The organism is Thermus parvatiensis (assembly GCF_001535545.1).
Classification (GTDB): Bacteria; Deinococcota; Deinococci; order Deinococcales; family Thermaceae; genus Thermus; species Thermus parvatiensis.
This window is the reverse complement of the sequence record NZ_CP014141.1, coordinates 601274-622950: the sequence shown is the minus strand read 5'-3', so window position 1 is coordinate 622950 and position 21677 is coordinate 601274. Positions and strand designations below refer to the sequence as shown.

The following is a 21677-nucleotide window of genomic DNA, read 5'->3' as shown; positions in this document are numbered from 1 at the left end:
TTGGGGCATGGAGTTCGGCGTGCCCAAAGAACGGTCGGGCGGGGAGATCCCGGAAAGGCGGGTGCCCCTCACGCCCCAGGGGGTGCGGGAGCTCGTCGCCTCGGGGCACCGGGTCTACGTGGAGCGGGGCGCGGGGGAAGGGGCGGGCTTTCCCGACGAGGCCTACGAGGAGGCGGGGGCCAGGCTCGTGGGCCGGGAGGAGGCCTTCGGCCGCCCCCAGGTGGTGCTCAAGGTGGCCCGCCCCACCCTCGAGGAGGTGGGGCTCATGCGCAAAAACGCCGTCCTCATGGCCTTCCTCCACCTGGCGGTGGCGGAAAGCCCCCTCGTGGAGGCCATGGCCCAAAAGGGCCTCACCGCCATCGGCTACGAGCTGGTGGGCGAGGAGGGCCGCCGCCCCGTCCTAAGGGCCATGAGCGAGATCGCCGGGCGCATGGCCCCCCAGCTCGCCGAGCGGCTCCTCGAGGCCCCCCAGGGCCCGGGCATCCTCCTCTCCGGCCTGGTGGGCATCCCCCCGGCCGACGTGGTCGTCCTGGGGGCGGGGGTCCTGGGCCGGGCGGCGGCGCGGGCCTTTCTGGGCGCGGGGGCCTCGGTCCACCTCCTGGACCGGGCCCTTCCCCCGCTGGAGGAGGCCGCCCGGGAGGCCCCGGGGGCCATCACCGCCCTCGTCACCCAGGACCGCCTGGAGCGGTACGTGGCCTTCGCCGACGTCCTGGTGGGGGCGGTGGCCGTCCCTGGGGAGCGCACCCCCCTTCTCCTCACCCGCGGCCTCCTCGCCCGCATGCGCCCCGGAAGCGTCCTCCTGGACTTCTCCATAGACCAGGGGGGCGTCTCGGAAACCAGCCGCCCTGGGGTCTACCAGGAGATGGGCGTCACCCACTTCTGCCTCCCCAACGTTCCCGCCCTGGTACCCCGCACCGCAAGCCACGCCCTCACCGCTACCCTCTTGCCCTTTTTGCTCCAGGTGGAAGACGACCCCCTAAAGGTCCCCGGGCTCCGCCAGGGGGCCTACCTTCTTTTCGGCGAGAAAGGAGGCCACCTAGAATGAGCTACCGCAAGAAGCTCACCTCCCCCGAGGACGCCGTGGGCCTGATCCGCTCGGGGATGCGGGTCTTCGTCTCCGGCAACGCCGCCACCCCCACGCCCCTCCTCAAGGCCCTCGCCGCCCGCAAGGACGAGCTGGAAAACGTGGAGCTCGTCCACCTCCTGCAGATGGGGGAAGACCCCTTCGCCTCTTTGGAGATGGAGGGGCACTTCCGAAGGCGCTCCCTCTTCGTGGGCCCCGCCGACCGGGAGGCGGTGAACCAGGGCCGGGCCGACTACGTGCCCGTCATGCTCCACCAGGTGCCCTGGCTCTTCAAGCGGGGCATCCTCCCCTTGGACGCCGCCATCGTCCAGGTCTCCCCGCCCGACGAGCACGGTTTTTGCTCCTTGGGGGTGGAGGTCATCGCCACCAAGGCGGCGATGGAGGCCGCCCCCATCGTCATCGCCATGGTGAACCCCAGGATGCCGAGGACCCTGGGGGACACTTTCGTCCACGTTTCCCGCTTCACCGCCATCGTGGAGCTGGACTGGCCCCTGCCCGAGCTCAAGCGAGAGGGGTTTGGCGAGGTGGAGCGGAGGATCGGGGAGCACGTGGCGGGCCTCATCGAGGACGGGGCCACCCTGCAGATGGGCATCGGGGCCATCCCCGACGCGGTCTTGGCAAGCCTAGAAGGCCGGCGGGGCCTTGGCATCCACACGGAGATGATCTCAGACGGGGTCCTCGAGGCTTGGGAAAAGGGCCTCATCACCGGGGCCAAAAAGACCCTGCACCCCGGCAAGATCATCGGCACCTTCGTCCTGGGCTCGGAAAGGCTCTACCGCTTCGTCCACGACAACCCCCTCTTTGAACTCCACCCCGCCGACTACGTGAACGACCCCTTCGTCATCGCCCAAAACCGCAAGATGGTGGCCATCAACTCGGCCATTGAGGTGGACCTCACGGGCCAGGTGGTGGCGGACTCCATCGGCACCCGCATCTACTCTGGCTTCGGGGGCCAGCTGGACTTCATCCGGGGGGCGGCGCGGAGCGAGGGAGGCAGGCCCATCATCGCCCTGCCCTCCACCGCCAAGGGCCATAGCCGCATCGTCCCCTACCTACGCCCGGGGGCGGGGGTGGTCACCACCCGGGCCGACGTGCACTACGTGGTGACCGAGTGGGGCATCGCCGAGCTCTTCGGCCGCTCCCTAAGGGAAAGGGCCAAGGCCCTCATCGCCATCGCCCACCCGGACTTCCGCGAGGCCCTCCTCCAGGGCGCCTGGGAGCGGGGCCTCCTCCCCCGGAGCTACCCCGGCGTGGACCTGAAGGGGCCGGAGGAAAAGCGCGGGAGGCCGTAATCCCACCCCACGCTGGCGCAAGCCAGCGTGGGGGCCCCGGCAAAAGGTCCCTAGGAAGCTTCCCCGGGCCAGTCGGACGGAGGAACCCGGAAGGGTATAAAGTGGTCCCGTGACCGACACCCACGCCCACCTGGACTTCCTGGAACCGGAGGAGCTCGCCGAGGCCACAGCCCACCTCCCCGAGCTTCGGGCCGTGCTCACCCTGGGGGTGGACCCGGGCCGCTGGGAGAAGACCCTAAGCCTGGCCCAGGGAAACGTCTACGCCGCAGTGGGCCTCCACCCCACGAGCGCCCACCTCCTCTCCCCCGAGGTGGAGGAGGCCCTCCGCCACTACGCCCGAAGCGAGCGGGTGCGGGCCATCGGGGAGACGGGCCTGGACTACCACTGGACCCCGGAGACAAAGGCCGCCCAGCTCAAGGCCCTGGACTTCCAGGCGGCCCTGGCGGAGGAACTCGGACTTCCCTTGGTCCTCCACGTGCGGAGCAAGGACGGCAAGGCCGAGGAGGACCTCGCCGCCTGGCTCCTTCTCCATAGGCCCAAGCGGGCGGTGCTCCACGCCTTCTCCGGCCACCCCGCCCTGGAGGCGGCGGGCCTGGAGGTGGGGGCCTACTTCAGCTTCGCCGGGCCCCTCACCTACAGGAAAAACGCCGCCCTGCGCGAGGCCGCGGCCCGGCTCCCCGAGGACAGGCTTCTGGTGGAGACCGACACCCCCTTCCTTCCCCCGGAGCCCTTCCGGGGCAAGCGGAACCGCCCCCACTACGTGCGCTTTACCCTGGAGAAACTCGCGGAAGCGCGGGGCCTTCCCTTCGCCGAGGCGGAGGCCCTCACCGACCGGAACGCCCGGGTATGCTTTGGCTGGCCATGAGGCGTTTCCTCGTTCTGCTCTGGCTCCTCTCCCTGGCCCTGGCGGCGCCCCGCCTCGTGGTGGAGCCCGAGGACGGGGTCAAGCCCCTCCTGGACCTCATCGCCTCCGCCCGGGAGGAGATCCTGGTCAAGATGTACCTCTGGACCCCAAGCCGCATGGACGTGGTGGAGGCCCTGGGGGAGGCGGCGAGGCGAGGGGTGCGGGTGCGGGTCCTCCTGGAGCGGGAGCCCTCGGGGGGCGGGTGGACCTCTCGGTCTACCAAGCCCTCAAGGACCAGGGGGTGGAGGTCCGGCTTACCACCCCCTTCCGCTTCGTCTTCGTGCACGAGAAGAGCGTGGTAGTGGACCGCAAGCGGGCCTGGGTGGGCACCATGAACCTCACGGGAAGCTCCTTCGCCGCCAACCGCGAGTACGCCCTCATCCTGGACGACCCCGCGCAGGTGGCCGAGATCGCCAAGGTCTTTGAGGCCGACTGGGAGGGGGAAAAGCTGGACCTCTCCCAAGCCCTGCTCGTCTGGGCACCAAGCCGCGTCCTGGGCGGGGTGAAGGAGGGGAACGCCCGGGAAACCCTCCTCGCCCTCATCCGGGGGGCCCAAAGGGAGCTTTTCCTGGAGCACCAGGCCATGGCTGACCCCGAGGTGGAGGCCGCCCTGAAGGAGGCCCTGGGCCGGGGGGTGCGGGTGCGCCTTCTGGGGAGCCCTAAGGAACCCGGGGACACCTACTTCCTCGCGGGGGCCCTGAGGCTCAAGGAGGCGGGAGCCCTGGTGCGCTTCCTCCCCGACCCCTACGTCCACGCCAAGGTCCTGGTGCGGGACGGCGAAGAGGCCCTTCTGGGAAGCCTCAACCTGAGCGCCAACTCCATCCAGGCCAACCGGGAGCTTGCCGTGCGCTTCACCGCCCGGGAGGCCCCCGAGGCCTTTAGAAGGCTCCTTTCCGTGATGGAGGGGGACTGGGAAAAGGCCCTTCCGGAAAACCCCTTCGCCCTCCCCCCGGTGGAGGGGGTAATCCCCTGGCAGGAGGCCCCCCGGTACTTCGGCCGCGTGGCCACGGTGGAGGGGGTGATCCAGGCGGTGGAGGACCGGGGCACGGTGGCCTTCCTCAAGTTCGGCCCGGGGGAAAGCGACCTCCGGCTGGTGGTTTTCCCGAGAAGCTACGGCCTCTTCGCCCAGCCTTTCCCCCAGAGTTACCTGGGCAAGAAGGTGCGAGCCAGGGGGCGGATCGTCCTCTACGCCGGCTACTACGAGATCGTCCTGGAAGGCCCGGAGAACCTGGAGGTGCTGGATGGAGGCCCTTAAGGCCCTGGGCTACGAGGTGAGCCCCATAGAGGGGGGCGTCTACGGGGAGAAGCGGCGGGGCGGGGTGGTCTACCAGGTCTTCTACGCGGAAAAGGGCGACCTCCGCCTGAGGCGCAAGCGCTTCCTCAAGGAGGAGGCGAGGCCCCTCGCCCTCGCCGGGGTGGCGGGGCAGTGGGCCGCCCGGTGGGAGGTGGAGGAGAACTTCTTCGCCGTGGCAAGCCCCGAGGAGCTCCCCCATTTGGTCCTCGCCTTTGAGCGGCTTGACCCTCCGGGAGAAAACCCCTAAACTTAGGCCCAACATGTGCCCGCGTCTTCTCAACAACGGCTAGCTGGGGGGCGGTGCACCTGGCCCCCCCGGTCCCCCATGGCCGGGGGGCTAACGCTTAGGAGGGAAGGATGCGCGTACTGGTGAAGGACCTAAAGCGGCACGTGGGCGAGGAAGTAGAGCTTTTAGGCTTTCTCCACTGGCGGAGGGATTTAGGCAAGGTGCAGTTCCTCCTCCTCCGGGACCGAAGCGGCGTGGTCCAGGTGGTGACTGGGGGGCAGAGGCTACCCCTTCCGGAGTCCAGCCTGCGGGTGCGGGGGGTGGTGGTGGCAAACGCCAAGGCCCCGGGGGGCCTCGAGGTCCAGGCCCGGGAGATAGAGGTCCTCTCCCCAGCCCTCGAGCCCACCCCGGTGGAAATCCCCAAAGAAGAGTGGCGGGCGAACCCCGACACCCTCCTGGAGTACCGCTACGTCACCCTAAGGGGGGAGAAGGCCCGCGCCCCCCTCAAGGTCCAGGCCGCCCTAGTGCGGGGCTTCCGCCGTTATTTAGACCGGCAGGACTTCACCGAGATCTTCACCCCCAAGGTGGTCCGGGCGGGGGCCGAAGGGGGAAGCGGGCTTTTCGGGGTGGACTACTTTGAAAAAAGGGCCTACCTCGCCCAGTCCCCCCAACTTTACAAGCAAATCATGGTGGGGGTCTTTGAACGGGTCTACGAGGTGGCCCCGGTGTGGCGCATGGAGGAGCACCACACGAGCCGCCACCTGAACGAGTACCTCTCCCTGGACGTGGAGATGGGCTTCATCGCGGACGAGGAGGACCTGATGCGGCTGGAGGAAGCCCTCCTCGCCGAGATGCTGGAGGAGGCCCTGAACACGGCCGGGAACGAGATCCGCCTCCTGGGGGCCACGTGGCCCTCCTTCCCCCAGGACATCCCCCGCCTCACCCACGCCGAGGCCAAAAGGATCCTCAAAGAGGAGCTCGGCTACCCCGTGGGCCAGGACCTCTCCGAGGAGGCGGAACGCCTCCTCGGAGAGTACGCCAAGGAACGCTGGGGCTCGGACTGGCTCTTCGTCACCCGCTACCCCCGTTCCGTCCGCCCCTTCTACACCTACCCCGAGGAGGACGGCACCACGAGGAGCTTTGACCTGCTCTTCCGCGGACTGGAGATCACCTCGGGGGGGCAGCGCATCCACCGCTACGAGGAGCTCTTGGAAAGCCTAAAGGCCAAGGGCATGGACCCCGAGGCCTTCCAGGGGTACTTGGAGGTCTTCAAGTACGGCATGCCTCCCCACGGGGGGTTCGCCATCGGGGCCGAGCGCCTCACCCAGAAGCTTTTGGGCCTCCCCAACGTGCGCTACGCCCGGGCCTTCCCCCGGGACCGGCACCGGCTCACGCCCTGAGGCAAGGTAATCGCGACCCCAATAGGTGGGCCCGGGAAAAGCTAAGATAAAAGCAGGCTCTGAAGAGCCGGAAGGAGGTAGGCATGAAGATCCTGATCCTCGCTGGAGACGCCGCAGAAGCCTTAGAAACCTTCTACCCCCTCCAAAGGCTTCAAGAAGAGGGGTTCACCGTCCACGTGGCCGCGCCCCGGAAGAAGGTCATTCAAACGGTGGTCCATGACTTTGAACCCTTTATGGAAACCTACACAGAAAAGCTGGGCTACCGCCTGCAAGCAGACCTCAGCTTTGCAGAGGTAGACCCCGAGGCCTACCAAGGCCTCTACATCCCGGGCGGACGCGCTCCGGAGTGGATCCGCACGGAGCCCAAAGCCCTGGAAATCGTCCGTCACTTCTTCCAAGCCAACAAACCCGTGGGTACCCTCTGCCACGGCCCTTTGGTTCTCACCGCCGCCGGGGTGGTGAAGGGGCGCCGCCTGGCGGCCTACGGCGTGCTCAAACCCGACGTAGAAATCGCGGGCGGCACCTTTGTGGACGACGCCCCTGTGGTGGACGGCAACCTGGTCACGGGCCGGGCATGGCCCGACAACCCCGCCGTCCTCAAGGCCTTTATCCGCCTCTTAAAGGAAGGCGTAGCCTAGATCCCAGGACCAAAACGCGCCCCGGGGAACCCCGGGGCGCGCCCTTTATCGCCTTTAGAAGCTGTCAAAGAGGATGGCCCGCTTGACCTCCTCGATGAGCTGGGTCACGGGGATCTCCCGAGGGCAGGCCTCGGTGCAGTTGTAGGCGGTGCGGCACCGCCATACCCCGCTCCCCGAGCCCAGGGCCTTGAAGCGCTCCCTTTTGCCCCGGTCGCGGGAGTCAAAGATGAAGCGGTGGGCCTGGACGATGGCGGCGGGGCCGATGTAGGTGCCGTTCACCCAGAAGACGGGGCAGCTCGTGGTGCAGCTGGCGCAGAGGATGCACTTGGTTCCCTGGTCAAACCGGGCCCGCTCCTCAGGGGACTGGAGCCTTTCCCGTTGGGGCGGGGGCTCGTCGTTGATGAGGTAGGGCTTCACCGCCCGGTAGGCGGCGAAGAAGGGCTCCATGTCCACGATGAGGTCCTTCTCCACCGGGAGGCCCCGGATGGGCTCCACGGTGATGACGCTCCCCAGGTCCTTCACCAGGGTTTTGCAGGCCAGGCGGTTCTTGCCGTTGATGAGCATGGCGTCGGAGCCGCAGATGCCGTGGCCGCAGCTCCTTCGGAAGGCCAGGGAGCCGTCCTGGTACCACTTGACCTTGTGGAGGAGGTCCAGAACCCGGTCGGTAGGCTCGGCCTCCACCTGGTAGGTCTCCCAGCGGGGCTTCTTGTCCTTGGCGGGGTCAAAGCGGAGGATCTTGAGCGTGACCTGCATGGAGCCTCCTAGTAGGTGCGGGCCTTGGGCTCAAAACGGCCCAGGACCACGGGCTTGTAGCGGAAAGCCACCTTGCCGTCCTCCACCTTGTAGGCCAGGGTGTGCTTAAGCCAGTTCTCGTCGTCCCGCTCGGGGTAGTCCTCCCGGGCGTGGGCCCCGCGGGACTCCGTGCGGTTTAGGGCGGAGTGGACCAGAGCCTCGGAGACCTCGAGGAGGTAACCGAGCTCCAAAGCCTCCACGAGCTCGGTGTTGTAGGCGTCCCCCTTGTCGTCAATGGAGATCCGCTTGTAACGGTCCATGAGCTCCTTGAGGATCTCCACCTGCTTTTGCAAAAGCTCCCCGGTGCGGAAGACGGAGGCGTTGTCCATCATGGACTGCTGGAGCTCGGCCCTCAAGGCCGCCACCTTCTCCTTGCCCGTGGAGTTCTTGATGCGCTCAATGCGCTCCCGGCTCTCCCCCAGGTGCTCCTCGGTGAGCTCGTGGTAGTCGGCGTCCCGGGCGAAGCGGGCGGCGTGGATCCCGGCCCGGCGTCCGAAGACCACGAGGTCCCCCAAGGAGTTCGTCCCCAGGCGGTTCGCCCCGTGGAGGCTCACGCAGGCGGCCTCCCCGGCGGCGTAAAGCCCGGGGACCACGGTGTTCTTCTCGTCCTTGATCACCTGGCCCCAGAGGGTGGTGGGGATCCCCCCCATGGCGTAGTGGGCCGTGGGCATCACCGGCACGGGCTCCTTCAGGGGGTCCACCCCCAGGTAGATGCGGCTGAACTCGGTGATGTCCGGGAGCTTCTTCTCAATGACCTCGGGGGCAGGTGGGTGAGGTCCAAGAGAACGTGGTCCTTCTTGGGGCCCACCCCGCGGCCCTCCCGCACCTCCAGGTACATGGCCCGGGAGACGAGGTCCCTTGGGGCGAGGTCCTTGATGGTGGGGGCGTAGCGCTCCATGAACCGCTCCCCGAGGGCGTTCCGGAGGATCCCCCCCTCGCCCCGGGCCCCCTCGGTGAGGAGGATGCCCAGGGGGTAAAGGCCCGTGGGGTGGAACTGGTAGAACTCCATGTCCTCCAAAGGAAGCCCCTTGCGGTAGAGGATGGCCTGCAGGTCCCCGGTGAGGGTGTAGGCGTTAGAGGTCACCTTGTAGATCCGCCCGAACCCCCCGGAGGCGATGACGATGGCCTTGGCCTCAAAGAGGTGGAGCTCCCCGGTGGCGAGCTCCAGGGCCACCAGGCCCTTGGCCACCCCGTCCTCAATGATGACGTCGGTCACGTGGAACTCGTTGTAGAAGGTGATGTTGTGCTTGACGCACTGCTGGTAGAGGGTCTGGAGGATCATGTGCCCGGTGCGGTCGGCGGCGTGGGCCGCCCGGTGCACCGGGGCCTTGCCCCACTCCTTGGTGTGCCCCCCGAAGCGGCGCTGGGCGATCTTGCCGTTCGGGAGCCGGTCAAAGGGGAGGCCCATGTGCTCCAGCTCAATCACCGCCTCAATCACTTCCTTGGCGAAGACCTCGGCGGCGTCCTGGTCCGTGAGGTAGTCCCCCCCCTTGACCGTGTCAAACATGTGCCATTCCCAGTGGTCCTCCTCCACGTTGCCGAGGGCGGCCCCTATGCCCCCCTGGGCCGCCCCGGTGTGGCTCCGCGTGGGGTAGAGCTTGGAGACCACCGCCACGTCCGCGCCTTCCTTGGCCGCGTAGAGGGCGGCCGTGAGGCCCGCCCCGCCCGCACCCACCACGATGACCTCGTGCCTGTGCGCCATACTAGTTCACCCCGTAGTCGTAGTTGAACAGGGAAAGGCTTCCCAGGAAGAAGAGGAAGGCCAGCAAGGAGTAGATCACCACCTTGGTCCAAAAGCGCTTGGCCGGGTCCCGAACCCAGTCGTCCAGCACGTAGCGCAGCCCGTTCCCCCCGTGGAGGAGCGCCAGGGCCAGGATCAGCCAGTCGTAGACCTTCCAGGTGGTCTGGGAAAGTCTCTTGGCCACGTAGTCGTAGTCAATGGAGTTGAGGTCCACGAGAACGGCGTTCATCCACATGTGGCCGATGAGCAAGAAGACGAGCACCACCCCGGAGACGCGCATGAAGACCCACCAGTAGAGCTCCAGGTTGGTGCTGGCCTCGAGCCTCGCCTCCTGGTAGCGCTTGGACTTAATCGCCATGGCTCCCCCCCAGGATGCCCCCGCCAATCTTCACCAAAAAGGGCAGGTAGAAGACCACGAAAAGGACCCAGACCCCGTACCAGAGCTGCCTCTGGTAGCGCACCCCCCAGGTGGTGAAGTCCATGAGGATGATTCTAAGGCCGTTAAACCCGTGGTAAAGCACCCCGGCGATCAGGACGAGGAGACCGAGCTGGAACACGGGTTGGTGGTAGAACTTCATGAAGGCGTTGGACACCTCGGGCCCCCACATGGCGCTAGCGATGTTGAGGACGTGAAGGACGAGGAAGACCAGGATCCCGATCCCCGAGATGCGGTGCAAGTAGAACGCCCACTGCCCTTCGCTTCCCCTGTACATGCTTCCCTCCAGCCGGAGGCCATCATATCACTTTTTCCTCATCCCCCTCGGTATCCTCCGGCACACCCGCCCCCTGTTACAGGAGGGGGGTATAAAGCGCCGATCCCATGCGAAGAAACGTCTACCGCCCCTTCCCCAGGCGCCCCCGGGCAAACCCCCCGCAAAGCCCCCCACGTCCCACGCGGGCTTTCCCGCTCTCCGACGGGGTCTTGACAGGGGGGGGAGGGGGGGGCATAATGGGGGGCGTGCCGTAGGGGGGATACCCCGGGGGGCACGGAAAGGAGGTGGTCTTGGTGGAACTCTTCGGCTTCGGTCCTCACCTGATGGTGGACGGCTACGAGGCGAACCCCGATCGCCTGCGGGACGCGGAGCTCATCCGCCGGGTTCTCAACGAGCTTCCTGAGGAGATGGAGATGACCAAGGTCCTTCCACCCTTCGTCTACAGCTACGGGCCCGGGGGCGAGGACGGGGTGACCGGCGTGGTCATCATCGCCGAAAGCCACATCGCCATCCACACCTTCCCCAAGAAGCGCTTCCTTTCCGTGGACATCTTCTCCTGCAAGGCCTTTGACATGGCGAAGGCCCTGAAGAAGCTCGCCGAGGTCTTTGAGATCCGGCGCTACGAGACCTACATGATCAACCGGGGCAAGGAGTTCCCCAAGGACCCCGAGCTCGCCCGCCAGATCGTCCTGGGCGAGCGGGAGTACCTGGAAGCCCGGGTGGGCTGAGGCCGCCCTCCTCTGGTCCCGGGAGCCCCCCGGGGCCTTTCATGTTTCCTTCATGCGCCTTCCCTAGCTTGAGGAGTGGAGGCGCCTATGATGCGGAACCTTCTGGCCCTTCTCGCGGTGCTTTGGAGCCTAGCGCTGGCGCAGCAGTACCGGGGTCTGGCCCTGGGCACCGCCTACCCCGAGATCGGGGTCCAGCCCGGGGAGAGCGTGAGCCTCACCCTCACCCTGAAAAGCTACGGCCTCCCTCCCGGGGTGGTGCGCCTCTCCGTGCCCGAGGTCCCGGCGGGGTGGCAGGCGGTGCTCACCGGGGGCGGCCGCCTGGTGCGGGCCGTCTACCTGAACCCCGACCAGGAAGCAAGCCTCACCCTCCGCCTCCAGCCGCCCAAGGAGGTCAAGGAGGGCACCTACCGCTTCCTCGTCCGCGCCGAGGGCCTCGGCCAGACGGCGAGCCTGCCCATCACCCTCATGGTGGGGCAGGGGCTCCCCAAACGGCTTTCCCTCGAGGCGGAGCTCCCCGTCCTCAAAGGCCCCCCCACGAGCTCCTTCCGCTACCGGGTGACCCTGAGGAACGAGTCCGACCAGGATCTCCTGGTCTCCCTGGAGTACCAGGCGCCCCAGGGCTTCCAGGTGACCTTCACCCCCGCTTTCTCCAGCCAGCAGGTGACGAGCCTCCCCGTCAAGGCCGGGGAGAGCCGGGACCTGGACGTGGAGGTCTCCCTGCCCAAGGACACGCCCGCCGGGGCCTACGGCGTGACCCTCCGGGCGGTGGCGGGGGACGCCCGGGCGGATCTGGCCTTGACCCTGGAGGTCACCGGCCGCCCCGAGGTGCGCCTCAGCACCAAGGAGGGCCGGCTTTCCGGCTCGGTCACCGCCGGGCGGGAAAACGCCGTGAAGCTCGTGGTGAAGAACGAGGGGAGCGCCCCCGCCAAGAATCTCTCCTTCAGCGCCTTTGAGCCCTCGGGCTGGGAAGTAAAGTTTGAGCCGGAAAAGCTGGAGGTCCTGGAACCGGGGCAGGAGGCGGAGGTCACCGCCCGCATCAAGCCCTCCCCCAAGGCGGTGGCGGGGGACTACATGGTGACCCTCAGGGTCTCGGGGGACGAGGGGGTGAGCGAGAGCCTGGACTACCGGGCCACCGTGGTCACCTCCACCCTCTGGGGCCTCGTGGGTGTGGCCCTCGTGGCGGTGGCCGTCCTCGTCCTGGGCTTCGCCGTGAACCGCTTCGGCCGGAGGTAGGATGACGGTCATCCAGACCCATGGCCTCACCAAGCGGTACGGCCGGGTGGTGGCTGTGGAGGACCTGAACCTGGAGGTAAAAGAGGGGAGGTTTACGGCCTTCTGGGCCCCAACGGCTCGGGGAAGACCACCACCATCCTCATGCTCCTCGGGCTCACCGAGCCCACCTCGGGGGAGGCCCGGGTCCTGGGGTTTGACCCCATGCGGGAGCCCCTCAAGGTCAAGGCCCGGGTGGGCTACCTCCCTGACCAGGTGGGCTTTTACGGGGAGCTTTCCGCCTGGGAAAACCTCCGCTACACCACCCGCCTCTTGGGCCTTCCCGACCGGGAAGCTGAGGAGCGCATTGAGGAGGTCCTGAAGCGCATGGGGCTTTGGGAGGTGAAAGACCGCAAGGTGGCGGCCTTCAGCCGGGGGATGCGCCAGCGCCTGGGCCTCGCCGAGGTCCTCCTCAAAAAGCCGAAGGTGGCCATCCTGGACGAGCCCACCCTGGGCCTGGACCCCGAGGCCGCCCGGGAGTTTTTGGAGCTCATCAAGGGCCTCAAGGCGGAGGGGATCACCGTCCTCCTCTCCAGCCACCTCCTCCACCAGGTGCAGGAGGTCTGCGACCGGGTGGGCCTCTTCCACAAGGGACGGCTCGCCCTCGAGGGCACGGTGGCCGAGCTCGCCCACCGGGTCCTGGGGGGCAGTACGAGATCCTCCTGGAGGGCGCCCCCGGCCTGGAGGGGGCCCTCGAGGCCGTGGAGGGCGTGAGCCGGGTGGAAGCCGATGGGGGCCGCTACCGGGTCCTCGCCACCCGGGACCTCCGCCCCGAGCTCGCCCGGCTGGCGGTGGAACGGGGCCCCCTCTACGCCCTAAGCCTGCGCCAGCCCAGCTTGGACGAGATCTACGCCCACTACTTCAAGGAGGTGGCCCATGCGGCGTGAAGGCTCGCCTTGGACCGGGCTATGGGCCGTCTTCTTCAAGGAGATGGCCGACCACCTCACCGGCCTCAGGATGCGGATCCTGGAGGTCCTCATCCTCCTCTCCGCCCTGGGGGCCCTCTACACAGGAAGCCAGGCCCTGCGCCAGACGGTGGGAGAGGACCCCTTCCTCTACCTCAAGCTCCTCACCACGGCCCAGGACCCCCTGCCCTCCTTCGTGGGCTTCCTCTCCTTCTTCATCCCCCTGGCCGCCATCGCCTTGGCCTTTGACGCGGTGAACGGGGAGTACGCCCGGGGGACGCTCTCCCGGGTTCTCTCCCAACCCATCTACCGGGACGCCCTCCTCTTCGGCAAGTTCCTTGCAGGCCTCGGCACCCTGGCCCTCCTCCTCTTCGCCCTCTTCCTCATGGTGGTGGGCCTGGGCCTCCTCAGGCTCGGGGTGCCGCCGGGAAGCGAGGAGGTGGGGCGGGCCTTCTTCTTCCTCCTCGCCACCTTGGGCTACGCCGGGGTCTGGCTCGCCTTGGGCCTCCTCTTCTCCGTCCTCTTCCGCCAGCCCGCCACCGCCGCCCTGGCCGCCTTAGGGGTCTGGCTCTTCTTCGCCGTCTTCTACCCCATCCTCACCGACCTTGCGGCCACGGCCCTCCTCCTCCGGGCCGACCCCTTTGACCCGGAAAGCCAGCTCAGGCAGGCCCAGCTCGCCCTCTGGATCTCCCGCCTCTCCCCCAACACCCTTTACGCCGAAGCCCTCACCGCCCTCCTCAACCCGGCGGTCCGCTCCTTGGGCCCCATCCTCATCACGCAGCTGGAGGGCGCCGTCTTGGGCACGCCCCTTCCCCTCTCCCAGAGCGTCCTTCTGGTCTGGCCCCAGATCACGGGGCTCCTCGCCCTCACCCTCCTTCTCTTCACCGGGGCCTACGTGGCCTTCCAGCGGCAGGAGGTGCGGGCGTGAGGCCGTGGCGTGTCCCCTACCCCTCCAGCCACTCCGTGGCGTAGCCGCTCGTCTTGGGGATGATGCAGAGGAACTCCACCGGCTCCTCCCCCTCGTTCACGTAGGCGTGGGGGGTGCCGGCGGGGATGAAGACGGCCTGCCCCGCCGCCACCTCCCGCACCTCGTCCCCCAAGGTCACCTTCATCCGCCCGGAGAGGACGTACTGCTCGTGCTCCAGGGTGGGGTGGCGGTGCTTGGGAATGCGCCCGCCGGGCAGGAGGGTGAACTTGCGGAGGATGAAGTGGGGGGCCCCGTCCTCCGGACCGATGAGCACCTGGATGAAGGCCTTCTCCCCCCGCTCCACGGGGCGGGCCTCCACGCTTGCGGCCTGCTTCACCACGGGCTTCATCCCGCCCATTTTAGCAGGATGGCCTCCACGTCCTCGTCGGTCACCTCGCCGAAGTCTAGGTAGTACGCCCCCACGGCGGCGAAGTCCTGGGGGACGGAAAGGGCCACTACCTCCGCCCAGGCCTTAAGCCGTTCCACCGCCTCCGGGCTCGCCACGGGCACGGCCACCACCACCCGCCTCGGTTCCTCCTGAAGGACCACGGAGAGGGCCGCCTCCATGCTCGCCCCTGTGGCCATCCCGTCGTCCACCAGCACCACGTCCCGGCCCTTGAGGGCCACCTTGGGCCGCACCCTCCGGTAACGCTCCGCGCGCTTGCGGAGGACGTCCCGCTGCCGGGCCGCCTCCCGCTCCAGGTAGCTTTGGTCGGCGTACCGCAGGGCGTAGGGCATGAGGACAAGCTCCCCTCCCTCCCCCACGGCCCCCAGGGCGAACTCCGGGTTTCCCGGGGCGCCCACCTTGCGCACCAGGACCACGTCCAGCTCCCCGCCCAGACGCCTCGCCACCTCGTCGGCCACCACCACCCCGCCCCGGGGCAGGCCCAGGACCACGGGCGCCTCGAGGCCCAAGGGGGCCAAGGCCTCGGCGAGGAGCGCCCCGGCGTGCCTGCGGTCGCGAAAGCGCATACCCCCATGGTACACCCGGGAGGTCTTGAACCCGGTACAAAGCCTCTGGTAGCCTAAAGGCAAAGGAGGCAAGAGATGGACCGGGTACGCGAGAAGCCGTGGCTGGCCCACTACGACCCCGGTGTTCCGCCGGAGATCGAGGTCCCCGCCATTCCCCTTTGGCGGTTCCTGGAGGAAAGCGCCCGCCGCTTCCCCCAAAACGTCGCCCTGGAGTTTCTGGGGAAGACCCTCAGCTACCAGGAGCTATGGGGCCTCGCCCGCCGCTTCGCCCAGGGGCTTAAGGACCTGGGGGTGCGGCCCGGGGACCGGGTGGCCATCATGCTCCCCAACTCCCCCCAGTTCGTCGTCGCCTTCTACGGCACCCTCCTCGCCGGGGGCGTGGGGGTGAACGTGAACCCCCTCTACACCCCGAGGGAGCTACGGCACCAACTCAAAGACGCCGGGGCGGAAACCCTGGTGATCCTGGACCACCTCCTCCCCCGCTTTTTGGAGGTGGAAAAGGAGGTCCCGGTGAAGCGGGTGGTGGTCACGGGGATCAAGGACTTCCTCCCCTTCCCCAAGAACCTCCTCTACCCCCTGAAGGCCAAGCGGGACGGCCTTCCCCTGGGCTTCCCCAAGCGGGAGGGCTTCCACGCCTTCGCCGAACTCCTCAAGCGCCCCCCGCCGAGCCCCACGTCCCCGGCCCCGAGGACCTCGCCCTCCTCCAGTACACCGGGGGCACCACGGGCCTCTCCAAGGGGGCGATGCTCACCCACAAAAACCTCGTGGCCAACGTCCTCCAGATTGACGCCTGGGACCCCACCTCCAAGGACCTCGTGGGCAAAGGGGTCATGCTCGGGGCCCTGCCTTTTTTCCACGTCTACGGGATGACCGTGGCCATGAACTACGGCCTCTTCTCGGGCTACAAGATCGTCCTCCTCCCGAGGCCCGAGATCAAGGCCATCGTGGAGGCCATTGAAAAACACCAGGTCACCCACTTCCCCGGCGTCCCCACCCTCTACGTGGCCTTCAACAACTTCCCCGGCATAGAAAAACGGAACGTCAAGAGCATCCGCATCTGCCTCTCCGGAGCGGCCCCCCTGCCCGTGGAGGTGGCCAAGCGCTTTGAAGAGCTCACCGGGGCGAGGCTCATTGAGGGGTACGGCCTCTCCGAAGCGAGCCCCGTGACCCACTCCAACCCCGTCCTCGGCCTCATCAAGAAGGGCTCCATCGGCATGCCCCTGCCCAGCGTGGAGGCCAAGGTGGTGGACGAGGAAGGGAAGGAGGTCCCCATGGGCGAGGTGGGCGAGCTCATCGTCAAGGGCCCCAACGTCATGAAAGGCTACTGGAACCGCCCCGAAGAAACAGAGAAGACCCTCAAAGACGGCTGGCTCTACACCGGCGACATGGCCAAAATGGACGAGGACGGCTACTTCTACATCGTAGACCGCAAAAAAGACATGATCATCGCCGGCGGCTACAACATCTACCCCCGCGAAGTAGAAGAAGTCCTCTACCAGCACGAGGCCGTCCAGGAAGCCGCCGTGGTGGGCGTCCCCGACCCCTACCGGGGAGAAACCGTGGCCGCCTTCCTCGTCCTCAAGGAGGAGTACCGCGGCAAGGTCACAGAAAAGGACATCGAGGCCTTCTGCCGGCAGAACCTTGCCGCCTACAAGGTCCCCCGCATCATCCAGTTCCGCGAAAGCCTCCCCAAGTCCAGCGTGGGGAAGATCCTGAGGAGGGAGCTCAGGGAGGAGTTCGCCAAAAAGCAGGGCTAGGTCCAAGGGAAAAGCGCCCCGGGAAGTTCCCGGGGTGCTTCCTGCGCCAGGGCTTAACGCTTGGAGTACTGGGGCGCGCGGCGGGCCTTGTGCTTGCCGTACTTCTTCCGCTCCACCACGCGGGCGTCCCGGGTGAGGAAGCCCAGGGGCTTGAGCTTCGCCCGGTAGTCGGGGTTGTACTGGACGAGGGCGCGGGCGATGCCCAGCTTGATGGCGTCAATCTGGCCGCTCTTCCCCCCGCCCCGCACGGTGATGTAGGCGTCAAAGCGGCCCAGGGCGTCCACCGCCCGCAAGGGCTCCAGGGCGGCCACCGCGCGCACCAGGCCCTGGAAGTACTCGTTGAAGTCCTGGCCGTTCACGGTGACCTTGCCGTTACCGGGCCTGAGAAAGACCCTGGCCACCGCCTCCTTGCGCCTTCCGGTGCCGTAATACTGCTCCATCGCTAAACCTCCAGCTTCTCCGGCTTCTGGGCCTGGTGGGGATGGGTGGGCCCGGCGTAGACCTTGAGCCGCTTGAAGAGCCTGCGGCCCAAAGGCCCCTTGGGCAGCATCCCCTTCACGGCGTGCTCCAGCACCCGCTCGGGGTGGGTGGCCAGCATCTTCTCCAAGGGGATTTTCTTAAGCCCCCCGGGGTAGCCGCTATAGCGGGTGTAGATTTTCTGCTTCAGCTTCTTCCCGGTGACGCGGATCTTGTCGGCGTTGACCACCACCACGAAGTCCCCCATGGCCACGTTGGGGGTCCAGTCGGGGCGGTGCTTGCCCCGAAGGAGGGTGGCGATCTTCGTGGCAAGCCGCCCCAAGGTCTTGCCCTCCGCGTCAATGAGAACCCAGCGGGGTTCCACTTGTTTCGGCACGTACGTCTTCACCAGGGCCCTCCTTTGTTCTTGACGGGGGATCGGGGGACCCCGCAAGAACGCCAAAGAAGACTTTACCACATCCCCCTGGCCCCGCGCCAGATGTGGTAGGCTGAAGACCCGTGAACGGGAGCGCCGACGCGGGTCCCAAGCCCAGAAAGTACGTCTTTATCACGGGCGGCGTGGTTTCCAGCCTAGGCAAGGGGATCCTCACCTCCTCCCTCGGGGCCCTCCTCCGGGCCCGGGGGTACCGGGTGACGGCCATCAAGATAGACCCCTACGTCAACGTGGACGCGGGGACGATGCGCCCCTACGAACACGGGGAGGTCTTCGTCACCGCAGACGGGGCCGAAACCGACCTGGACATCGGCCACTACGAGCGCTTCTTGGACATGGACCTCTCCAGGGGGAACAACCTCACCACGGGGCAGGTCTACCTCTCGGTGATCCAGAAGGAGCGCCGGGGAGAGTACCTCTCCCAGACGGTCCAGGTCATCCCCCACATCACCGACGAGATCAAGGAGCGGATCCGCAAGGTGGCCGAGGAGCAGAAGGCGGAGATCGTGGTGGTGGAGGTGGGGGGGACAGTGGGGGACATTGAGAGCCTCCCCTTCCTCGAGGCCATCCGCCAGTTCCGCTTTGACGAGGGGGAAGAAAATACCCTCTACCTGCACCTCACCCTGGTCCCCTACCTGGAGACCAGCGAGGAGTTCAAGACCAAGCCCACCCAGCACTCCGTGGCCACCCTACGGGGCGTGGGGATCCAGCCCGACATCCTGGTCCTCCGCTCCGCCCGGCCCGTGCCCGAGGAGGTGCGGAGGAAGGTCGCCCTCTTCACCAACGTCCGCCCGGGCCACGTCTTCAGTAGCCCCACCGTGGAGCACCTCTACGAGGTCCCCCTGCTCCTGGAGGAGCAGGGCCTGGGCCGCGCGGTGGAGCGGGCCTTGGGCCTCGAGGCGGTGATCCCCAACCTCTCCTTCTGGCAGGAGGCGGTCCGGGTCCTCAAACACCCCGAGCGCACCGTCAGGATCGCCATCGCCGGGAAGTACGTGAAGATGCCGGACGCCTACCTCTCCCTCCTGGAGGCCTTGCGCCACGCGGGAATCAAGAACCGGGCCCGGGTGGAGGTGAAGTGGGTGGACGCGGAAAGCCTCGAGGCGGCGGACCTGGACGAGGCCTTCCGGGACGTCTCCGGCATCCTGGTCCCGGGAGGGTTTGGCGTACGGGGCATTGAGGGCAAGGTGCGGGCGGCCCAGTACGCCAGGGAGCGGAAAATCCCTTACCTCGGGATCTGCCTCGGCCTCCAGATCGCCGTGATCGAGTTTGCCCGCAACGTGGCGGGCCTCAAGGGGGCGAACTCCACCGAGTTTGACCCCTACACCCCCCACCCGGTGATTGACCTCATGCCCGAGCAACTGGAGGTGGAAGGCCTTGGGGGGACCATGCGCCTTGGGGACTGGCCCATGCGCATCAAGCCCGGCACCCTCCTCCACCGCCTTTACGGCAAGGAGGAGGTGCTGGAGCGCCACCGCCACCGCTACGAGGTGAACCCCCTCTACGTGGACGGGCTGGAGCGGGCGGGCCTCGTGGTCTCCGCCACCACCCCGGGGATGCGGGGCCGGGGGGCGGGGCTCGTGGAGGCCATTGAGCTCAAGGACCACCCCTTCTTCCTCGGCCTCCAGAGCCACCCCGAGTTCAAGAGCCGCCCCATGCGCCCTTCCCCGCCCTTCGTGGGCTTCGTGGAGGCGGCGCTGGCCTACCAGGAAAGGGCCTAGAGCAGGGTCTGGGCGAACTGGCGGGCCACCCGGCCGGAGAAGCCCCGCTCCAGGGCGAAGCGCAGGGCCCTCCCCTCCTCCTCGGGGGTCAGGGACCGCCCCAGGTGGTGGGCCACGGCCTTCAGGTAGAGGGCCTTGTCCAGGGGCGGGAAGGTGAGGACGAGGCCGAAGCGCTCGGAAAGGGCCAGGGTGTCCTGGAGGACGTCCCAGGCCTCGGGGGCCTCCCCGGGCAAGGGGTTTTCCCCGAGGCGGCGCACCAGGTGGCGGCGGTTGGAGGTGGCGAGGAGGAGGACATTCTCGGGAGGGCCCTCGAGGCTCCCCTCCAGGAGGGCCTTGAGGTGGTGGAAGGCCTCGTCCTCGGGGTCCAAGGAGAGGTCGTCCAAAAAGAGGAGGTAGCGGTGGGGCAAGGAGGCGAGCTGCTCCAAAAGCGCTCCCAGGCGGGGCAAGGCCCCCTTTTCCACCTCCACCATGCGGGCCCCTTCCAGGTGGAGGAGGCTCTTGGCGGCGGTGCTCTTTCCCGTGCCCCGGGCCCCGTAGAGGAGGGTGTGGAGGGCGGGCTTGCCGGAGAGGAAGCGCCGGGCGTTGGCCTCGAGGGCTTCCCGCTGGGCCTCGTAGCCCACGAGCTCGTCCCTCCGGGGCAGGCGCAGGGTGCGCAGGGGGTGGACCTCCCCGTCAAATCGGAAGGCCCGGTAGAGGGCGAAGGGCCAGGGCCCGTGGGCCCGTAAGGCCTCCACCACGCCCTCGGGGTCCCGGCGAAGAAGCGCCTGGAGAAGGGCTTCCTCCGCGGGGTGGGGGGACCTCAGCCCCAAGGCGCCCAAGGGCCAGGTCCGGCGCCTGGCCTCCAGCTCCCGGTGAAGCCTCTCCAGATCCCAGCGGATGAGGTCCAGAAGGCCCGGCGTGGGCTTTAAGGCCCGGAAGGCCCAGGGGGCCCGGAGAAGGGCCTGGGCGAAGGCGTACCCCCAGGGCTCCCCTTCGGGCAGGTCCAGCTCCAAGAGGGCCTCGGGGCTTTCGGGCACCCGCACCATGCCGCCCATGATACCCCCGATAAGGAAAACCCCCGGTTTCCCGGGGGGCGCGTTGGTGGGCCGCACAGGACTCGAACCTGTAACCCACCGATTAAGAGTCGGTTGCTCTACCAGTTGAGCTAGCGGCCCAAACGCCAAAGAAGAGTCTAGCCCCTCCCCTTGAAGTTGTCAAGGCGAAGGCCCCGCTTTGGGAAGGTTTTCCCCAGACTTGACCGCTATACCGCATAGAGCCCCAGGAAGCGCAGGGCGGAGAGGGGGTTGAAGGAGAAGGCCTCCAAGGCCGCCTTCTTCTCCCTGACCCCTTGGCGGTGAAGCATGGAGACCAGAAAGGCCCGGAGGGCCGCCAAGACCTGTGCCCCCACCCCCCGCACCTGGCAGGCATCCTCGTGGAGGAGAACGTCCCGTACCCAAAAGGACCGGTTCTCTACCTCCCACCGGTAAAGGAGAAGCTCCCCAAGCCGCCTCGCCTCCGCCACCTCCGGCCCCAAGCTGGTGAGGGCGTAGCTCACCGTCCGCCGCACCTCCCCCGTCCCCTTGTGCCTCACCTCCCGCTCCATCCGCACCACCTGCCGGCACCCGGGAAAGGCCCGCACCTCTTCCGGCAGGTAGGGGGAAGCCCAAACCCGGTAGGTCCACACCTCCCCATCCCGCACCAGATTCCACACCGCCTCGGTCTCGCCAGGAAGCCGCCTCTCCTCCATGCCCTTGAACACCTCCAAGGCCCACTCCAAAAGTTCCCCCTGGTTAGCCTTCAGGACAAAGAGGTACGCCCCCCTTTTTGCACCACCTTCCCCGCTAACTCCGGGTACAGGTACCCCGCGTCCCCCACCACCACCTTCCCCTTGAGCCCCTCCGCCCCCAGGCGGTCCAGGAGCTCCAAAAGGGCTTGGTCCTCCCTCCCCTCCGCCCGGGCCTGGGCCAGGGTGGTATGGAGGTGCAGGGCCAGGACCTCCACCAGCTTGACCTGGGCGCTTTTCCCCTTGCCGCTTCCCCGCAGGTGCTTCCCGTCTACCACCAGGACTTCCCCAAGGTCGGCTTCGGGGAAGACCTGGAGGAGGGCCGCTTGGAGCTTTTCAGGATCCAGGCGGTGAAGGAGAAGGGTGATGGCGGTGTGGCCTGGGGCCTTGCGCAGGCCCAGGTGGGGCAAGAGGTGGGGGTTGGTGCGGGCGAAGCGTTCCACGCCCCTCAGGGAGTCCACGCGGGAAAGAAAAGCCACCAGGATGAGGGCCAGGAGGCTCCACAGGGGGTACTGCCGGTTGCGGGCCCGGGGGTCGGGGATCTGGGACAGGGCTTCGCGCAGGGTCATGCCCCCTCTTTACTCCAGGAGCCGCATATAGGTCAA

19 protein-coding genes, 1 tRNA gene and 5 pseudogenes are annotated in these 21677 nt (G+C 67.6%); 14 read left to right on the top strand and 11 right to left on the bottom strand.

What is annotated here, in order from left to right:
- Positions 1-7: 7 nt before the first annotated feature.
- The 8 genes and pseudogenes from AV541_RS03555 (at position 8) to AV541_RS03525 (ending at position 6838) form a co-directional block, all read left to right on the top strand.
- A complete protein-coding gene (locus tag AV541_RS03555; RefSeq protein ID WP_060384251.1) occupies positions 8-1045 on the top strand; it encodes an alanine dehydrogenase in 1038 nt (345 codons plus the stop codon).
- Complete coding sequence (locus AV541_RS03550; RefSeq protein WP_060384250.1) at positions 1042-2376, top strand: acetyl-CoA hydrolase/transferase family protein; 1335 nt, start codon at positions 1042-1044, stop codon at positions 2374-2376. The genes AV541_RS03555 and AV541_RS03550 overlap by 4 nt, the downstream gene beginning before the upstream one ends.
- Positions 2377-2485: 109 nt before the next feature.
- Positions 2486-3241, top strand: coding sequence for a TatD family hydrolase (locus AV541_RS03545; protein ID WP_060384249.1), 756 nt, complete (start codon positions 2486-2488; stop codon positions 3239-3241).
- Positions 3223-3656 (top strand): annotated as a pseudogene (locus AV541_RS13510) (phospholipase D-like domain-containing protein); the annotation flags it as partial. The gene AV541_RS03545 and the pseudogene AV541_RS13510, both read left to right, overlap by 19 nt.
- 207 nt (positions 3657-3863) lie before the next feature.
- Positions 3864-4535 carry a phospholipase D-like domain-containing protein gene (locus AV541_RS13505; RefSeq protein ID WP_420855390.1) on the top strand — a complete coding sequence of 224 codons (672 nt, stop codon included), beginning with the start codon at positions 3864-3866 and terminating at the stop codon, positions 4533-4535.
- Positions 4522-4821, top strand: coding sequence for a hypothetical protein (locus AV541_RS03535; RefSeq protein ID WP_060384248.1), 300 nt, complete (start codon positions 4522-4524; stop codon positions 4819-4821). Before AV541_RS13505 ends, AV541_RS03535 begins: the two co-directional genes overlap by 14 nt.
- A 110-nt stretch (positions 4822-4931) precedes the next feature.
- The gene (gene aspS, locus AV541_RS03530) at positions 4932-6200 is read left to right on the top strand and encodes an aspartate--tRNA(Asn) ligase (RefSeq protein WP_060384247.1); all 1269 of its coding nucleotides are present in this window, start codon (positions 4932-4934) and stop codon (positions 6198-6200) included.
- A gap of 83 nt (positions 6201-6283) precedes the next feature.
- On the top strand, positions 6284-6838 hold the full coding sequence (locus tag AV541_RS03525) for a DJ-1/PfpI family protein (RefSeq protein ID WP_060384246.1): 555 nt from the start codon (positions 6284-6286) through the stop codon (positions 6836-6838).
- A gap of 54 nt (positions 6839-6892) precedes the next feature.
- Here AV541_RS03525 and AV541_RS03520 read toward each other — a convergent pair whose 3' ends face one another.
- The 4 genes and pseudogenes from AV541_RS03520 to sdhC form a co-directional block, all read right to left on the bottom strand.
- On the bottom strand, positions 6893-7591 hold the full coding sequence (locus tag AV541_RS03520; protein ID WP_060384245.1) for a succinate dehydrogenase iron-sulfur subunit: 699 nt from the start codon (positions 7589-7591) through the stop codon (positions 6893-6895).
- A gap of 8 nt (positions 7592-7599) precedes the next feature.
- Positions 7600-9332 (bottom strand): annotated as a pseudogene (sdhA, locus tag AV541_RS03515) (succinate dehydrogenase flavoprotein subunit).
- A gap of 1 nt (position 9333) precedes the next feature.
- Positions 9334-9729, bottom strand: a complete 396-nt coding sequence (locus tag AV541_RS03510) for a succinate dehydrogenase hydrophobic membrane anchor subunit (protein ID WP_060384244.1) — start codon at positions 9727-9729, stop codon at positions 9334-9336.
- A complete protein-coding gene (gene sdhC, locus AV541_RS03505) occupies positions 9719-10084 on the bottom strand; it encodes a succinate dehydrogenase, cytochrome b556 subunit (RefSeq protein WP_060384243.1) in 366 nt (121 codons plus the stop codon). Before sdhC ends, AV541_RS03510 begins: the two co-directional genes overlap by 11 nt.
- A gap of 293 nt (positions 10085-10377) precedes the next feature.
- On the opposite strand from sdhC, the gene speD reads away from it, so the two are divergent.
- From speD to AV541_RS03485, 4 genes and pseudogenes are all read left to right on the top strand, one after another.
- On the top strand, positions 10378-10812 hold the full coding sequence (gene speD / locus AV541_RS03500) for an adenosylmethionine decarboxylase (protein WP_014510642.1): 435 nt from the start codon (positions 10378-10380) through the stop codon (positions 10810-10812).
- A gap of 87 nt (positions 10813-10899) precedes the next feature.
- On the top strand, positions 10900-12045 hold the full coding sequence (locus AV541_RS03495; protein WP_060384242.1) for a COG1470 family protein: 1146 nt from the start codon (positions 10900-10902) through the stop codon (positions 12043-12045).
- 1 nt (position 12046) lies between these two features.
- Positions 12047-12968: pseudogene (locus tag AV541_RS13015) on the top strand (ABC transporter ATP-binding protein).
- The gene (locus AV541_RS03485) at positions 12958-13914 is read left to right on the top strand and encodes an ABC transporter permease (RefSeq protein ID WP_011228696.1); all 957 of its coding nucleotides are present in this window, start codon (positions 12958-12960) and stop codon (positions 13912-13914) included. The pseudogene AV541_RS13015 and the gene AV541_RS03485 overlap by 11 nt, the downstream one beginning before the upstream one ends.
- Before the next feature lie 16 nt (positions 13915-13930).
- Here the strand turns inward: AV541_RS03485 and AV541_RS03480 are convergent, their stop codons facing one another.
- Positions 13931-14311 (bottom strand): cupin domain-containing protein, encoded by a 381-nt coding sequence (locus AV541_RS03480; RefSeq protein ID WP_011173512.1) that lies wholly within the window; start codon positions 14309-14311, stop codon positions 13931-13933.
- Positions 14299-14925, bottom strand: coding sequence for a phosphoribosyltransferase (locus AV541_RS03475; RefSeq protein ID WP_060384241.1), 627 nt, complete (start codon positions 14923-14925; stop codon positions 14299-14301). The genes AV541_RS03480 and AV541_RS03475 overlap by 13 nt, the downstream gene beginning before the upstream one ends.
- 75 nt (positions 14926-15000) lie before the next feature.
- Between AV541_RS03475 and AV541_RS03470 the strand changes: the two are divergent.
- Positions 15001-16682 (top strand): annotated as a pseudogene (locus AV541_RS03470) (long-chain-fatty-acid--CoA ligase).
- A gap of 53 nt (positions 16683-16735) precedes the next feature.
- On the opposite strand, the gene rpsI reads toward AV541_RS03470, so the two are convergent.
- Both rpsI and rplM read right to left on the bottom strand, forming a co-directional pair.
- Positions 16736-17122 carry a 30S ribosomal protein S9 gene (gene rpsI / locus AV541_RS03465; protein WP_008632991.1) on the bottom strand — a complete coding sequence of 129 codons (387 nt, stop codon included), beginning with the start codon at positions 17120-17122 and terminating at the stop codon, positions 16736-16738.
- Between the two features lie 2 nt (positions 17123-17124).
- Positions 17125-17547 (bottom strand): 50S ribosomal protein L13, encoded by a 423-nt coding sequence (gene rplM, locus AV541_RS03460; RefSeq protein WP_060384240.1) that lies wholly within the window; start codon positions 17545-17547, stop codon positions 17125-17127.
- Positions 17548-17657: 110 nt separating this feature from the next.
- Between rplM and AV541_RS03455 the strand changes: the two genes are divergently transcribed.
- Entirely contained in the window at positions 17658-19310 is a 1653-nt protein-coding gene (locus AV541_RS03455; protein ID WP_060384239.1) for a CTP synthase, read from the top strand.
- Here the strand turns inward: AV541_RS03455 and AV541_RS03450 are convergent.
- The 3 genes and pseudogenes from AV541_RS03450 to AV541_RS13500 all read right to left on the bottom strand — a co-directional run bounded on the left by AV541_RS03450 (position 19307) and on the right by AV541_RS13500 (position 21641).
- On the bottom strand, positions 19307-20335 hold the full coding sequence (locus tag AV541_RS03450) for a DUF815 domain-containing protein (protein WP_167345965.1): 1029 nt from the start codon (positions 20333-20335) through the stop codon (positions 19307-19309). The genes AV541_RS03455 and AV541_RS03450 overlap by 4 nt on opposite strands.
- A 53-nt stretch (positions 20336-20388) precedes the next feature.
- Positions 20389-20464: transfer RNA gene (locus tag AV541_RS03445), tRNA-Lys, on the bottom strand.
- 86 nt (positions 20465-20550) lie between these two features.
- A pseudogene (locus AV541_RS13500) lies at positions 20551-21641 on the bottom strand (ISAs1 family transposase).
- Positions 21642-21677: the final 36 nt, after the last annotated feature.

Excerpts from the sequence above, each read along its gene's own strand:
- rpsI (WP_008632991.1), bottom strand. The coding sequence starts at position 17,122 with ATGGAGCAGTATTACGGCACCGGAAGGCGCAAGGAGGCGGTGGCCAGG.
- AV541_RS03520 (WP_060384245.1), bottom strand. The coding sequence starts at position 7,591 with ATGCAGGTCACGCTCAAGATCCTCCGCTTTGACCCCGCCAAGGACAAG.
- AV541_RS13505 (WP_420855390.1), top strand. The coding sequence starts at position 3,864 with ATGGCTGACCCCGAGGTGGAGGCCGCCCTGAAGGAGGCCCTGGGCCGG.
- AV541_RS03475 (WP_060384241.1), bottom strand. The coding sequence starts at position 14,925 with ATGCGCTTTCGCGACCGCAGGCACGCCGGGGCGCTCCTCGCCGAGGCC.
- AV541_RS03525 (WP_060384246.1), top strand. The coding sequence starts at position 6,284 with ATGAAGATCCTGATCCTCGCTGGAGACGCCGCAGAAGCCTTAGAAACC.
- AV541_RS03510 (WP_060384244.1), bottom strand. The coding sequence starts at position 9,729 with ATGGCGATTAAGTCCAAGCGCTACCAGGAGGCGAGGCTCGAGGCCAGC.
- AV541_RS03550 (WP_060384250.1), top strand. The coding sequence starts at position 1,042 with ATGAGCTACCGCAAGAAGCTCACCTCCCCCGAGGACGCCGTGGGCCTG.
- AV541_RS03485 (WP_011228696.1), top strand. The coding sequence starts at position 12,958 with ATGCGGCGTGAAGGCTCGCCTTGGACCGGGCTATGGGCCGTCTTCTTC.
- aspS (WP_060384247.1), top strand. The coding sequence starts at position 4,932 with ATGCGCGTACTGGTGAAGGACCTAAAGCGGCACGTGGGCGAGGAAGTA.
- AV541_RS03555 (WP_060384251.1), top strand. The coding sequence starts at position 8 with ATGGAGTTCGGCGTGCCCAAAGAACGGTCGGGCGGGGAGATCCCGGAA.
- AV541_RS03450 (WP_167345965.1), bottom strand. The coding sequence starts at position 20,335 with ATGGTGCGGGTGCCCGAAAGCCCCGAGGCCCTCTTGGAGCTGGACCTG.
- AV541_RS03480 (WP_011173512.1), bottom strand. The coding sequence starts at position 14,311 with ATGGGCGGGATGAAGCCCGTGGTGAAGCAGGCCGCAAGCGTGGAGGCC.
- AV541_RS03495 (WP_060384242.1), top strand. The coding sequence starts at position 10,900 with ATGATGCGGAACCTTCTGGCCCTTCTCGCGGTGCTTTGGAGCCTAGCG.
- sdhC (WP_060384243.1), bottom strand. The coding sequence starts at position 10,084 with ATGTACAGGGGAAGCGAAGGGCAGTGGGCGTTCTACTTGCACCGCATC.
- AV541_RS03535 (WP_060384248.1), top strand. The coding sequence starts at position 4,522 with ATGGAGGCCCTTAAGGCCCTGGGCTACGAGGTGAGCCCCATAGAGGGG.